This window comes from Micromonospora sp. LHW51205 (assembly GCF_003315815.1).
Taxonomy (GTDB): domain Bacteria; phylum Actinomycetota; class Actinomycetes; order Mycobacteriales; family Micromonosporaceae; genus Micromonospora; species Micromonospora chalcea.
Genome location: NZ_QMEZ01000002.1, coordinates 279,670 through 293,117 on the forward strand (window position 1 = coordinate 279,670; position 13,448 = coordinate 293,117).

The following is a 13,448-nucleotide window of genomic DNA, read 5'->3' on the forward strand; positions in this document are numbered from 1 at the left end:
GAACACGAGGGCTCGACGGATGACTGAGGCGAGTGTCGCCGTACACGCCGACCCCGACCTGCTGGCGCAGGCGGTGGCGGCCCGGTTGGTGGTGAAGCTGCTCGACGCGCAGGCCGAGCGCGGCCAGGCGTCGGTGGTGCTGACCGGCGGGCGGATCGCCGCTGCGGTGTACCGGGCGGTCGGGCAGCTGCCCGCCCGGGACGCGGTCGACTGGTCCCGGGTCGACGTGTGGTGGGGCGACGAGCGGTTCCTGCCCGCCGGCGACCCGGAGCGCAACGAGACGCAGGCGCGGGCGGCGCTGCTGGACACGGTGCCGCTGGACCCGGCCCGGGTGCACCCGATGCCGGCGTCCGACGGCCCGGCCGGTGACGACCCGGAGGCGGCCGCCGCCGGGTACGCGCGGGAGCTGGCCGCCGCCGCCCGGCCCGGGAACGCGATCGTGCCCCACTTCGACGTGCTGATGCTCGGCGTCGGCGAGGACGGGCACGTGGCGTCGGTGTTCCCGGAGCACCCGGTGCACCACGACAACCGCCCGGTCAGCGCGGTACGGGGCAGCCCGAAGCCGCCGCCGGTGCGTACCACGCTGACCCTGCCGACGATCAACACGGCCGAGGAGGTGTGGCTGATCGCCGCCGGGGCGGACAAGGCCCGGGCGGTGGGCATGGCGCTGGCCGGGGCCGGGCCGGTGCAGTTGCCGGCCGCCGGGGTGCAGGGCGTCTCCCGTACGCTCTGGCTGCTCGACCGGGCCGCGGCGGCCAACGTGCCGCCGCGCCTGCGCAGCCTCCGCTGAGGTGTAAGGAAGGGCCCCTTCTTAACGCCTCCGGTAGAGAAGGGGCCCCTTCTTAACGCCTCGGCTCAGGCGCGGCCACGACGTCGGCGCAGCGCGTCGAGGGCCTCGGCGAGCAGCGCCTCCCCCTCCTCCGGCGTGCGCCGCTCCTGCACGTACGCCAGGTGGGTCTTGTAGGGCTCGGCGCGCTGGCGGCCCGGCGGGTCGCCCGGGTCGGGGCCGGCCGGCTCGCCGCAGCGGGGGCACTCCCAGGTGGCCGGCGTCTCCGCCTCGGCGGCGATCAGGAACTCGACCCGGTGACCGTGGCGGCACCAGTAGACGACCGGGCGGCGCGGCGCGGGCTCCACGCGCTGGTCGAAGCGCTCGGGGGCGGACCCGATCCGGGTGCCGCGGATGACGTTGTTGCTGGGCACGGTTGCTCGCTCCCTGTCGTCGGAGGGGACCGCCGCCGGAGGGGGTGGGCGACGGGCGACGCGCGGAGAAACAAAACTGCGCGCGGTCCGTGACGGACCGCGCGCAGATTGTACGCTTCTCAGCGCCGACTCAGGTGCCGTTGGCCATCTGCAACCGCAGCCAGAGCCCGAGCCCGATGATGCAGGCGAACCAGACGATTCCCACCAGAACGGTGTAGCGGTCGAGGTTCTTCTCGGCCACGGACGAACCGGCCAGGCTGGAGCTGACGCCGCCGCCGAACATGCTCGACAACCCGCCGCCCTTACCGCGGTGCAGGAGGATCAGCAGGACGAGCAGCACGCTGGTGATGACCAGCAACGTGATCATCGTGTAGGCGAACCAGATCGGCATGGCGGGGGTCAGTCCTCTCGTTGCGATCACTGCCCGGACCTGTCGGGCACTGCGGCACCGGCCGGTGGACGGGCAGCGTCAAGGATAGCGAGCGATCAGCGGGCGGTGTGCTCCGGGAACCGGCAGATCTGCGCGAACTCCTCCGCGTCCAGGCTGGCGCCCCCGACCAGGGCCCCGTCCACGTCCGGCTGCGCCATGATCGCGGCGACGTTCGACGCCTTGACCGACCCGCCGTACAGGATCCGGACCTGCTCGGCGGTGCCCTCGTCGTAGGTCTCGGCGATGCGCTTGCGCACCGCGCCGCAGACCTCCTGGGCGTCCTCCGGCGTGGCCGTCTTGCCGGTGCCGATCGCCCAGACCGGCTCGTACGCGACGACGACCTTGGTGACCTGCTCGGCGGTGAGCCCCTTCAGCGCGCCGTCGAGCTGGTCGCAGCAGTGCCGCACCTGCCCCGACTGTTCCCGGACCTCCAGGCCCTCGCCGATGCAGAGGATCGGGGTGAGCCCGTTCGCCAGCGCCGCCGACACCTTCGCGTTGACCAGCGCGTCGTCCTCGTGGTGGTACTGCCGCCGCTCGGAGTGGCCGACCACCACGTAGCCGCAGCCCAGCTTCGCCAGCATCGGCCCGGCGATGTCACCGGTGTACGCGCCGGACGGATGCGGCGACAGGTCCTGCGCGCCGTAGCCGATCAGCAGCTTGTCGCCGTCCACAGCGGTCTGCACGGTACGCAGGTCGGTGAAGGGCGGCAGCACCACGCACTCGACGTCGGTGAGCTGCTTCTCGTTCAGGCTCGCGGCCAGCTTCTGCACCAGCAGGTTGGCCTCGAGGTGGTTCAGGTTCATCTTCCAGTTGCCGGCCATCAGCGGCCGGCGGGTCGTGCTCGCCATTCAGTTCTCCAGAGCCGCGATGCCGGGGAGGGTCTTGCCCTCCAGGTATTCCAGGGAGGCGCCACCGCCGGTGGAGATGTGCCCGAACGAGGACTCGTCCAGGCCCAGCGCGCGCACCGCCGCGGCCGAGTCGCCGCCACCGACCACGCTGAACGCGTCGGCCTTGGTGATCGCCTCGGCCACGCCCCGGGTGCCGTTGGCGAACGCCGCCATCTCGAACACGCCCATCGGGCCGTTCCAGAAGATGGTCTTCGCCTGCGACAGCGCGGCCGCGAAGCCGGCCACCGTCTCCGGGCCGATGTCCAGGCCCAGCCGGTGGCTGGGGATGCCGTCGGCGGGCACGGTGTCGTGCGCGGCGTCCGGCGCGAACGCGTCGGCGGCCACCACGTCGACCGGGAGCATGATCTTGCCGGGCGCGCGCTCCATCAGGTTGCGGCAGGTCTCGACCATGTCCTTCTCCAGCAGCGACGTGCCCACCTCGTGGCCCTGGGCCTTGAGGAAGGTGAAGCACATCCCGCCGCCGATGAGCAGCCGGTCCACGGTCGGCAGCAGCGCCTCGATCACGGCCAGCTTGTCGGAGACCTTCGAGCCGCCCAGCACCACCACGTACGGCCGCTCCGGGGAGCCGGTGAGGCGGCTAAGCACCTCGACCTCGCGCAGCACCAGCCGGCCGGCGAAGTGCGGCAGCCGGGCCGGCACGTCGTGCACGCTGGCGTGCTTGCGGTGCACAGCGCCGAACGCGTCGTCCACGTAGGCGTCGCCGAGCGCGGCGAGCTGGTCGGCGAACGCGCCCCGCTCCGCGTCGTCCTTGCTGGTCTCGCCCTTGTTGAACCGCAGGTTCTCCAGCAGCGCCACCTGGCCGTCGGCCAGCTCGGCCACGGTGGACCGCGCCGAGTCACCGACGGTGTCCTCGGCGAAGGCCACCGAGGCGCCGAGCAGCTCACCGAGCCGCCCGGCGACCGGACGGAGGCTGAACTGCGGGTCCGGCGCGCCCTTCGGGCGGCCCAGGTGCGAGCAGACGACCACCTTCGCGCCGGCCTGCACCAGCGCGCTCAGCGTCGGCAGGACGGCCCGGATCCGGCCGTCGTCCGTGATCTCACCGGTCTGCTTGTCGAGCGGGACGTTCAGGTCGGCGCGCACCAGCACGCGCCGACCCGACACCCCCTCGGCGAGCAGGTCGTCGAGGTTGCGGATGCTCACAGCGACTGACCGACCAGCTTGACCAGGTCCACCAGGCGGTTCGAGTAGCCCCACTCGTTGTCGTACCAGCCGACGACCTTGACCTGGTTGCCGATCACCTTGGTCAGCGGCGCGTCGAAGATGCACGACGCCGGGTCGGTCACGATGTCGGCGGAGACGATCGGGTCCTCGTTGTAGGTGAGGATGCCCCGCAGCGGGCCCTCGGCGGCGGCCTTGAGCGCGGCGTTGACCTCGTCCACAGTGGTCTCCCGGCCGACCGTGACGGTCAGGTCGGTGGCCGAGCCGGTCGGGATCGGCACGCGCAGCGCGTAACCGTCGAGCTTGCCCTTCAGCTCCGGCAGCACCAGGCCGATCGCCTTCGCGGCGCCGGTCGAGGTCGGCACGATGTTCAGCGCGGCGGCGCGGGCCCGGCGCAGGTCCTTGTGCGGCGCGTCCTGCAGGTTCTGGTCCTGCGTGTACGCGTGGATGGTGGTCATCAGGCCCTGCTGGATGCCGAACGTGTCCTGCAGCACCTTCGCCATCGGCGCGAGGCAGTTCGTGGTGCAGGAGGCGTTCGAGATGATGTTGTGCTTGGCCGGGTCGTACTGGTCCTGGTTGACGCCCATGACCACGGTGACGTCCTCGTTCTTCGCCGGCGCGGAGATGATGACCTTCTTGGCCCCGCCGTCGAGGTGCGCCTTCGCCTTGGTGCCGTCGGTGAAGAAGCCGGTGGACTCGATGACGACGTCGGCGCCGACCTCGCCCCACGGCAGGTTCGCCGGGTCCTTCTCGGCGTACGCCTTGATGGTCTTGCCGCCCACGGTGATCTCGTCGGCGGTGGCCTTCACCTCGTGCGGGAGGCGGCCCAGGATGCTGTCGTACTTGACAAGGTGGGCGAGCGTCGCGTTGTCGGTCAGGTCGTTGACCGCCACGACCTCGATGTCAGCGCCGGACGCCAGCACTGCCCGGAAGAAGTTGCGGCCGATCCGGCCGAAGCCGTTGATGCCAACCCGGATGGTCACAGGTCCCATCTCCTCGCGTTCTGGTCCGCCGGCGCCAGACCGGGGCCGGCGGAGGTGTGTGCGCCGACCGTTGGAGCCGGCCGTCGACATGTCATCTCGGCCACCCCGCCGCGGTCACGGAGACCTGACCGCCCGAGGCGGTGAGCACGGCGAGGGATGCCTGTGCGCGGCCCCCTTGCCGTACGCAGCGACCATATCCGAGCGTGCGGCGTCGCGCTGCGGCGGGTGGTGATCCCGCTCGCGTGCTCGCCGCCCGAGTCCTATCAGACCACGAGCATGTCGGGCGTGACTGCCGCTTCCGTATCCGGGATGCCCAGGTCGCGGGCGCGCTTGTCGGCCAGCGCGAGCAGCCGGCGGATCCGGCCGGCGATGGCGTCCTTGGTCAGCGGCGGCTCGGCGAGCGCGCCCAGCTCCTCCAGGGACGCCTGACGGTGCTCCAGCCGCAGCCGGCCGGCCGAGGTCAGGTGGTTGGGCGCGTCGTCGGCGAGGATCTCCAGCGCGCGGGTCACCCGGGCGGCGGCGGCCACCGCGGCCCGGGCCGAGCGGCGCAGATTGGCGTCGTCGAAGTTGGCCAGCCGGTTGGCGGTGGCGCGCACCTCCCGGCGTACCCGCCGCTCCTCCCAGGCCAGCACGCTGGAGTGCGCTCCTATGCGGGTGAGCAGCGCGGCGATCGCGTCGCCGTCCTTGACCACCACCCGGTCCACGCCGCGCACCTCGCGGTTCTTCGCGGTGATGCCGATGCGGCGGGCCGCGCCGACGAGCGCCAGCGCCGACTCCGGGCCGGGGCAGGTGATCTCCAGCGCGCTGGAGCGGCCCGGCTCGGTCAGCGAGCCGTGCGCCATGAACGCGCCCCGCCAGGCCGACACGGCGCAGCAGACGTTCGCGGCCACCACGTGCGGCGGCAGGCCGCGCACCGGGCGGCCCCGCACGTCGAGCAGGCCGGTCTGCCGGGCGAGCGCCTCGCCGTCCTTGACCACCCGCACGATGAAGTGGCTGCCCTTGCGCAGGCCGCCGGAGGCGAGCACATGGATCTCGCTCGGGTAGCCGTAGACCTCGGCCACCTCCCGCCGCAGCCGGCGGGCCACCGCGCCGGTGTCCAGCTCCGCCTCGACCACGACGCGGCCGGACACGATGTGCAGGCCGCCGGCGAAACGCAGCAGGGCGGCCATCTCCGCCCGCCGACAGCAGGGCTTGGGCACGTCGACCCGACTCAGCTCGTCCTTGACCGCAGCCGTCATCGCCATAGTGCGCCCCCTCACGGACCGGTTCCGGCGTGTCGCCGGTGATTACGTACGTGTCTAACGATCGGCGCGCAGGACAGGCACCAGCGCGGCGCCCAGTGCGGCTGGATCATGACGGGGCGTGCCGTCGAGGACGGCGACGGGAGCGAGGACCAGCCGGGCACCAAGCGATTCTGCCGCACGTTCGACCGCCGCGGGATCACCCACCGCCGTGGAGTCCGCCAGCACCCGGTCCACCTTCAGCTCGGGCAGATAGCGCCGCAGCGTGTCCAGATGGTCGGGCAGGGAGAGCCCCGAGGTCTCCTTCTCCGCCACCAGGTTGAGCGTCACCAGCCGCCGCGCCGGACTGGAGACGATCGCGTCGGCCAGGCCCGGCACCAGCAGGTGCGGCAGCACGCTCGTGTACCAGCTGCCCGGCCCGAAGATCAGCCAGTCCGCGGCGCGTACCGCTGTCACCGCCTCGGCGCACGCGGCCGGCGCGGGTGGGTTGAGCCGCAGCGACTCGACGGTGCCCGGGGTGACCGCGACCTGGTGCTGGCCGCGCACGGTGGACACCTCGTCCGGATGGGCCGGGTCCGCGCCGCGGACCCGGGCCTCGATGCCCACCGGCTGGCGGGACATCGGCAGCACCCGCCCCACCGCGCCGAGCATCGCGCCCGCGTGGTCGAGCGCGGCCACCGGATCGCCGAGCAGCTCGGTCAGGCCGTGCAGCAGCAGGTTGCCGACCGCGTGGCCGGCGAGCGAGTCGCCGGCGCGGGCGGGCGGGACCGGCGCGGCGAGCGTCGGCGGGGGCGGCGTCGCGGTGGTGAAGCGGTACTGGAACAGCGCCGCGCTGCGCCGGGTGGCCGGATGGTCGCCGGCCAGCGCCACGAGCGCCTGACGCAGGTCACCCGGGGGCAGGCCGCCGCGCTCCGCGCGCAGCCGCCCGCTGGACCCGCCGTCGTCGCCGACGGTGACCACCGCGGTGATGTCCAGGTCCAGTTCGGGTACGCAGTGCCGCAGCGCCCGCAGCGACGCCGAGAGCCCGTGCCCGCCACCGAAGGCGACCACCCTGGTCGGGGTCACTCCCGCCCCAGGTCCCGGTGCTGGGCGTTGGCGGCGATACCGGAGCGGCGCAGCCGGGCGGCCAGCTCCTCGGCGATCGCCACGCTGCGGTGCTTGCCGCCGGTGCAGCCGACCGCCACGGTCAGGTAGCGCTTGCCCTCCCGCTCGAAACCGGCGGTGGTGGCGTTGACCAGGTCGGCGTACCCGGCCACGAAGGCGTCCGCGCCCTCCTGGCCCAGCACGTACGCGCTGACCGCCTCCTCCCGGCCGGTGTGCTCGCGCAGCTCCGGCACCCAGTACGGGTTCGGCAGGAACCGGGCGTCCATCACGAAGTCGGCGTCCGGCGGCAGGCCGTACTTGAAGCCGAACGAGATCACGGTGATCCGCAGCCGGCGGGCGTCCTCGCCGCCGAACAGCTCCTCCACCCGGCGCCGAAGCTGGTTCACGTTCAGGTGGCTGGTGTCGATGATCACGTCGGCCTGCTCGCGTGCCTCCTCCAGCAGCGTCCGCTCGACGGCGATGCCGTCGGCCAGCCGCCCGTCGCCCTGCAGCGGGTGCGAGCGGCGCACGCTCTCGAACCGGCGGATCAGCACCTCGTCGTCGGCGTCGACGAAGACCACCCGGGGGGAGAAGCCGCGCTCGCGCAGCTCCCGGATCGCCCCGGCCAGGTCGGTGGAGAAGGCGCGCGAGCGCACGTCCAGCACCATCGCCGTACGCCGGGCCGCGCCGCCGGCCTTGAAGGCCAGCTCGGCCATGTCGAGCAGCAGCGCCTGGGGCAGGTTGTCGACCACGTAGTAGCCGACGTTCTCCAGCGCCCGGGCCACCGTGCTGCGCCCGCCGCCGGACAGCCCGGTCACCACCACCAGTGAGGTGTCCGACTCGGCCGGCGCCGTCTCCGCCTCGCTCGGCCCCAGGTCACCCGCTGTACGCGCCTCGCTCACCCGCTACCCCCAGCCGTGGCGCCGCGGCCGGTCGGCCGCGCATGGTCAATCAGCGACTCTAACGGCTGCGACCCCGTCCGGGATTCCACGGGGTGACCACCGGAACATGTCGCCACCCCCGGACCGGCTCGCCGGACGGGCGCTGTCGGGGGACGCTCGTAGACTGCGCGGATGGTCTCCCCCACCGACGAGCGGACCACCTCCGCACCGGCCGGCTCCCCACCGACCGGCGACGCGCTCGACGTGTTGCGGCGGGTCTTCGGGTACGACGCCTTCCGCGGCTTCCAGCAGGACGTCGTCGAACACGTGGTGTCCGGCGGCGACGCGCTGGTGCTCATGCCCACCGGTGGCGGCAAGTCGCTGTGCTACCAGATCCCCGCGCTGGTCCGCGACGGCGTGGCGGTAGTGGTCTCCCCGCTGATCGCGCTCATGCAGGACCAGGTCGACGCCCTCACCGCCGTCGGCGTACGCGCCGGTTTCCTCAACTCGACGCAGGACCCGGCGCAGCGGCGCCGGGTCGAGGCGGCCTACCTGGCCGGCGAGCTGGACCTGCTCTACCTCGCCCCGGAAGGGCTCGCGGTGCGGTCCACGCTCGGCCTGCTGGAACGCGGCCGGATCGCGCTGTTCGCGATCGACGAGGCGCACTGCGTGTCGCAGTGGGGGCACGACTTCCGCCCCGACTACCTCAACCTGTCGATGCTGCACGAACGCTGGCCGGACGTGCCGCGCATCGCGCTGACCGCCACCGCGACCCGGGCGACCCGCACCGAGATCGCCACCCGGCTGCGGCTCACCGAGGCCCGGCACTTCGTGGCCAGCTTCGACCGGCCCAACATCCAGTACCGGATCGTGCCGAAGCGGGAGCCCCGCCGCCAGCTGCTCAGCCTGCTGCGCGACGAGCACCCGGGCGACGCCGGCATCGTCTACTGCCTGTCCCGGGCCTCGGTGGAGAAGACGGCCGAGTTCCTGGTCGCCAACGGCATCCCCGCGCTGCCGTACCACGCCGGGCTGGACGCCACGACCCGCGCCACCAACCAGCAGCGCTTCCTGCGCGAGGACGGGCTGGTCATGGTCGCCACCATCGCGTTCGGCATGGGCATCGACAAGCCCGACGTACGCTTCGTCGCCCACCTGGACCTGCCGAAGTCGGTCGAGGGCTACTACCAGGAGACCGGCCGCGCCGGGCGCGACGGCTTGCCGTCCACCGCCTGGCTGGCGTACGGCCTGCAGGACGTGGTGCAGCAGCGCAAGATGATCGAGACGTCGGAGGGCGACCTGGCGCACCGGCGCAACCTCGCCGCCCACCTGGACGCGATGCTGGCGCTCTGCGAGACGGTCCGCTGCCGCCGCGCCCAGCTGCTCGAATACTTCGGCGAGACCGGCGTGGCCGCCTGCGGCAACTGCGACACCTGCCTCGACCCGCCCGAGTCCTGGGACGGCACTGTCGCCGCGCAGAAGCTGCTCTCCACCGTCTACCGGCTCGACCGCGAACGCAACCAGCGCTTCGGCGCCGGGCACAGCATCGACATCCTGCTCGGCAAGCACACCGACAAGATCGACCAGCACGGCCACGACTCGCTCAGCACGTTCGGCATCGGCAGCGAGCTGCGCGAGGCCGAGTGGCGGGGCGTGGTGCGGCAACTGCTCGCCGAGGGTCTGCTCGCCGTCGAGGGCGACTACGGCACGCTGGCGCTGACCGAGGCCAGCGCGGACGTGCTCGGCCGCCGCCGTACGGTCACGCTGCGCAAGGAGCCGGAGCGGCCGGCGGCCGGCCGGTCCGCCAAGCCCCGGGGCGCGGCCACTGTGGTCGCCGACCTCTCCCCCGCCGCCGCGCCGGTCTTCGAGCGGCTCCGCGCGTGGCGCGCGGCCACCGCCAAGGAGCAGGGCGTCCCGGCGTACGTCATCTTCCACGACGCGACGCTGCGGCAGATCGCCGCCGAGCCGCCGGCTTCCCTGGCCGAGCTGTCCCGGGTCAGCGGGGTGGGCGAGAACAAGCTCGCCAAGTACGGCGAGGCGATCCTGGCCGTACTCGCCGAGTCCTGACGTACGCGCGGAAGGGCCCGACCCCCTGTGGTGGGGGTCGGGCCCTTCCGGTGTGCGTGCTGCCCGTTCTTGCTCTGCAGCCATTGGTGCGGCGGTGTTGGTCTTAGCTGGTGCTGTAGCCGCGGGTGGCGATCCAGTCGGCGAGGTTGTCGATGCTCATCCGGTAGGTGGCGGTGTTCGGGTCGGCGCTGTCGGCGATGGTGACGGTCTTGCCGTCGTCGCGGTAGCCGATGACGCTGATGTAGTGGCCGCCTTCGAAGGAGTGGGTGTTGCCGTCGGTGTCGGTGGCGGTGCCGGCGATGTTGGCGACCACGGCCCGGCCGGCGTCGACGGTCTTGACCACGTCGGCGCGCAGCTTGTCGGTCTGCTTGTCGTCGGCCTTGGGGGTGCTGATCTCGACCGACTTGTAGGCGTCCTTCGCGCCGGTCTCCTTGTTCAGTACCGGGGTGATGTCGTTGATGGAGTTGGTGCCGGCCTCGGTGGTGCCCATCTCGCGGGCCATGGCGTGCACGTCGATGTTCTTGCCCTGCACGCTCAGCGCGTTGCGGGCGGCGGCGGGGCCGCAGAAGTAGAAGTTGGGCTGGGCCTCGTAGCGCACGTCGAGCTCACGCTCGCCATGACCGCTCTTGCGGTCGGCGACGATGGCGGCCTTCTCGGCCGGGGCGGCGTGGGCGGCGATCGCGGGGCCGGCGATGCCACCGGCGGTGGCGACGACACCGGCAGCGGTCAGAACGGTCTTGCGCAGCAGAGTGGTAGCCATGATGGTTGCCTCCCTGAAATGGGGGATACGCGGCAGGGGTGCCGCGGAGGGGGAAAGTCTTGGGGGGTGCCCGTCGAGCGGGCTGGCGCGCGGGCGACCCGAAAGGGGCTGCTCCGCGGCTCGGGGATGTAACGACCACCGGGCCGGGGTCATTCCCGCCGGCGGGGGTGCTCGTCGTCGGGGGATGTAACGACGGCCGGGCCGGGGCGATTCCCGTGACCTGACCCGTGGCGCCAGGCGGACCGGGTTGAGCGCTCGGCCCTCGTGCCTGGGCGGTCAGCCATGTACAACGCCTGCACCCCACCCCGGATTCCGCCGTGAGCATGGCGCCGACCACAACGCGCCACCCCGGCAAACCGACACCGGCCCCAGGGCGCACTGGGCGGCGCCTTCGCGGTGCACGCGCACGGCAGACCTTGCAGTCGGCCCCCCGGACAAGCCTCACAAAGCGGTCATACGTTAGGCACGAACTGCAAGGTGGGCGGTTTCGCCCACCGGGAACAGCCATGGCTGGAACGGCGTAGGTGTCAAAGGCGGGCGGAGACACCCATGGCGTTCCACCCGAGGCACCTGGCGACGGCGACTGGAGCGGCATGGGTGTCAAAAGCAGCCCGAGACACCCACGGCGTTCCACCCACGGCACGCGACGGCGGTGGCGGGCCGGCGGGCGTTTGTTGACGCACGCTGGACAGCGGCCGGGGGCCACGACGGCAGGCGCGAGCAGGCGCGAGCAGGCGCGAGCAGGCGCGAGCAGGCGAAGGGTCAGGAACGGGGGGCGGCCGTGGTGGCGTCGGTGGAGCCGTCGAGCGCGGCCAGGATCGCCTCGGCCGTACGCCTGCCCACCCCGGGCACCTCGGTGATCTCCTCCACGGTGGCCGACGACAGCCGCTTCAGCGAGCCGAAGTGCCGCAGCAGCGCCTTGCGGCGTACCTCGCCGAGGCCGGGGACGTTGTCCAGCGCCGATTCGGTCATCCGCTTGGAGCGCCGCTGCCGGTGGAACGTGATGGCGAAGCGGTGCGCCTCGTCGCGGACCCGTTGCAGCAGGTAGAGCGCCTCGGAGGTGCGGGGCAGGATCACCGGGAACTCGTCGTCGGGCAGCCACACCTCCTCCAGCCGCTTCGCCAGTCCGCACAGCGCCACGTCGTCGATGCCCAGCTCGGCGAGCGCCTTCGCGGCGGCGGCCACCTGCGGCGGGCCACCGTCGACCACCACGAGCTGCGGCGGGTACGCGAACTTGCGCGGCCGCCCGGTGGTCGGGTCGATGCCGGGGCGGTCCGGGTCGGAGGCGGTTTCCTCGCCCAGCTCCCCGGTCTCGGCGCGGGCGTCGAGGTAGCGGGCGAAGCGCCGCCGCAGCACCTCGGACATGGCCGACAGGTCGTCGGTGGCGCCGCGCACGATGAAGCGGCGGTACTCGCTCTTGCGGGGCAGCCCGTCCTCGAACACGACCATGCTGGCGACCACGTCGGTGCCCTGGATCTGGGAGACGTCGTAGCACTCGATGCGCAGCGGCGAGGTGTTCATGCCGAGCGCGTCGGCGATCTCGTCGAGCGCCTGGCTGCGGGTGGTCAGGTCGCCGGCCCGCTTGAGCTTGTGCCGGGCCAGCGCGTCCTTGGCGTTGCGCTCGACGGTCTCCAGCAGCGACCGCTTGTCGCCGCGCTGCGGCACCCGCAGCGACACCCGGCTGCCCCGGCGGGTGGAGAGCCAGTCGGCGAGCGCGTCGGCGTCGCCTGGTAGCTCGGGCACGAGCAGCTCGCGGGGCACGTCGGCCTCGCCCTGCTCGCCGCCGTACACCTGGGTGCAGAAGTGGTGCACGAGGTCGCCGGTGCTCAGCTCCTCGGTCTTCTCCACCACCCAGCCGCGCTGGCCGCGCACCCGGCCGCCGCGGACGTGGAACACCTGCACGGCGGCTTCGAGCGGGTCGTCGGCGAAGGCGACCACGTCGGCGTCGGTGCCGTCGCCGAGCACCACGGTCTGCTTCTCCATGGCCCGGCGCAGCGCCGCGACGTCGTCGCGCAGGCGGGCGGCCCGCTCGAACTCCAGTTGCTCGCTGGCGTCGAGCATCTCCTTCTCCAGCCGGCGGACCATGGTGTCGGTGCGGCCCGCCATGAAGTCGCAGAAACCGTCGACGATCTCCCGGTGCTGGTCGGCGGTGACGCTGCCGACGCACGGCGCGGAGCACTTGCCGATGTAACCGAGCAGGCAGGGCCGGCCGACCTGCCCGGCCCGCTTGAACACCCCGGACGAGCAGGTCCGCGCCGGGAAGACGCGCAGCAGCAGGTCGAGCGTCTCGCGGATCGCCCAGGCGTGCGAGTACGGCCCGAAGTAGCGCACGCCCTTGCGCTTGACGCCCCGCATCACCTGCAACCGGGGGTATTCCTCGTCGAGTGTGACCGCGAGATAGGGGTACGACTTGTCGTCGCGGTAGCGGACGTTGAACCTCGGGTCGTACTGCTTGATCCAGGTGTATTCCTGCTGGAGCGCCTCGACCTCGGTGGCGACGGTGATCCAGTCGACCGACTCGGCGGTGAAGACCATCTGCCGGGTGCGCTGGTGCAGGCCGACCGGGTCGGCGAAGTAGGAGTTGAGCCGGCTGCGCAGGTTGCGCGCCTTGCCGACGTAGATCACCCGCCCGGTGCCGTCGCGGAAGCGGTAGACCCCTGGCGATTCCGGGATGGTGCCGGGCGCGGGACGGTACGTCGAGGGGTCAGCCACGCTGTCAAGCCTAGTCCGCACCCCTGAC

At 72.5% G+C, this 13,448-nt stretch carries 12 protein-coding genes; 2 read left to right on the forward strand and 10 right to left on the reverse strand.

Annotated features, from left to right (window positions below; genetic code table 11):
• Positions 1-19: 19 nt before the first annotated feature.
• Positions 20-790 (forward strand): 6-phosphogluconolactonase, encoded by a 771-nt coding sequence (pgl, locus tag DQE82_RS09185; RefSeq protein ID WP_113972481.1) that lies wholly within the window; start codon positions 20-22, stop codon positions 788-790.
• A gap of 65 nt (positions 791-855) precedes the next feature.
• Here pgl and DQE82_RS09190 read toward each other — a convergent pair whose 3' ends face one another.
• The 8 genes from DQE82_RS09190 to rapZ form a co-directional block, all read right to left on the reverse strand.
• Positions 856-1,200, reverse strand: a complete 345-nt coding sequence (locus tag DQE82_RS09190; RefSeq protein WP_018788218.1) for an RNA polymerase-binding protein RbpA — start codon at positions 1,198-1,200, stop codon at positions 856-858.
• 130 nt (positions 1,201-1,330) lie between these two features.
• On the reverse strand, positions 1,331-1,591 hold the full coding sequence (gene secG, locus DQE82_RS09195) for a preprotein translocase subunit SecG (protein WP_043329626.1): 261 nt from the start codon (positions 1,589-1,591) through the stop codon (positions 1,331-1,333).
• Positions 1,592-1,686: 95 nt separating this feature from the next.
• On the reverse strand, positions 1,687-2,478 hold the full coding sequence (tpiA, locus tag DQE82_RS09200; protein WP_043329625.1) for a triose-phosphate isomerase: 792 nt from the start codon (positions 2,476-2,478) through the stop codon (positions 1,687-1,689).
• Positions 2,479-3,678: a phosphoglycerate kinase gene (gene pgk, locus DQE82_RS09205; protein ID WP_113972482.1), complete on the reverse strand. Its 1,200-nt coding sequence runs from the start codon at positions 3,676-3,678 to the stop codon at positions 2,479-2,481.
• Positions 3,675-4,679: a type I glyceraldehyde-3-phosphate dehydrogenase gene (gene gap, locus DQE82_RS09210; protein ID WP_073831419.1), complete on the reverse strand. Its 1,005-nt coding sequence runs from the start codon at positions 4,677-4,679 to the stop codon at positions 3,675-3,677. Before gap ends, pgk begins: the two co-directional genes overlap by 4 nt.
• Before the next feature lie 263 nt (positions 4,680-4,942).
• Positions 4,943-5,923, reverse strand: a complete 981-nt coding sequence (gene whiA, locus DQE82_RS09215; RefSeq protein WP_030503240.1) for a DNA-binding protein WhiA — start codon at positions 5,921-5,923, stop codon at positions 4,943-4,945.
• Positions 5,924-5,977: 54 nt separating this feature from the next.
• Positions 5,978-6,985 carry a 2-phospho-L-lactate transferase CofD family protein gene (locus DQE82_RS09220; protein ID WP_113972483.1) on the reverse strand — a complete coding sequence of 336 codons (1,008 nt, stop codon included), beginning with the start codon at positions 6,983-6,985 and terminating at the stop codon, positions 5,978-5,980.
• Positions 6,982-7,905 carry an RNase adapter RapZ gene (gene rapZ, locus DQE82_RS09225; RefSeq protein ID WP_043329622.1) on the reverse strand — a complete coding sequence of 308 codons (924 nt, stop codon included), beginning with the start codon at positions 7,903-7,905 and terminating at the stop codon, positions 6,982-6,984. The genes DQE82_RS09220 and rapZ overlap by 4 nt, the downstream gene beginning before the upstream one ends.
• Positions 7,906-8,076: 171 nt before the next feature.
• Between rapZ and recQ the strand changes: the two genes are divergently transcribed.
• Entirely contained in the window at positions 8,077-9,948 is a 1,872-nt protein-coding gene (gene recQ / locus DQE82_RS09230) for a DNA helicase RecQ (RefSeq protein ID WP_113972484.1), read from the forward strand.
• A gap of 103 nt (positions 9,949-10,051) precedes the next feature.
• On the opposite strand, the gene DQE82_RS09235 is transcribed toward recQ, so the two are convergent.
• Positions 10,052-10,708 carry a C39 family peptidase gene (locus DQE82_RS09235; RefSeq protein ID WP_113972485.1) on the reverse strand — a complete coding sequence of 219 codons (657 nt, stop codon included), beginning with the start codon at positions 10,706-10,708 and terminating at the stop codon, positions 10,052-10,054.
• Positions 10,709-11,470: 762 nt separating this feature from the next.
• Positions 11,471-13,420, reverse strand: coding sequence for an excinuclease ABC subunit UvrC (gene uvrC / locus DQE82_RS09240; RefSeq protein ID WP_043329617.1), 1,950 nt, complete (start codon positions 13,418-13,420; stop codon positions 11,471-11,473).
• Positions 13,421-13,448 lie beyond the last annotated feature (28 nt).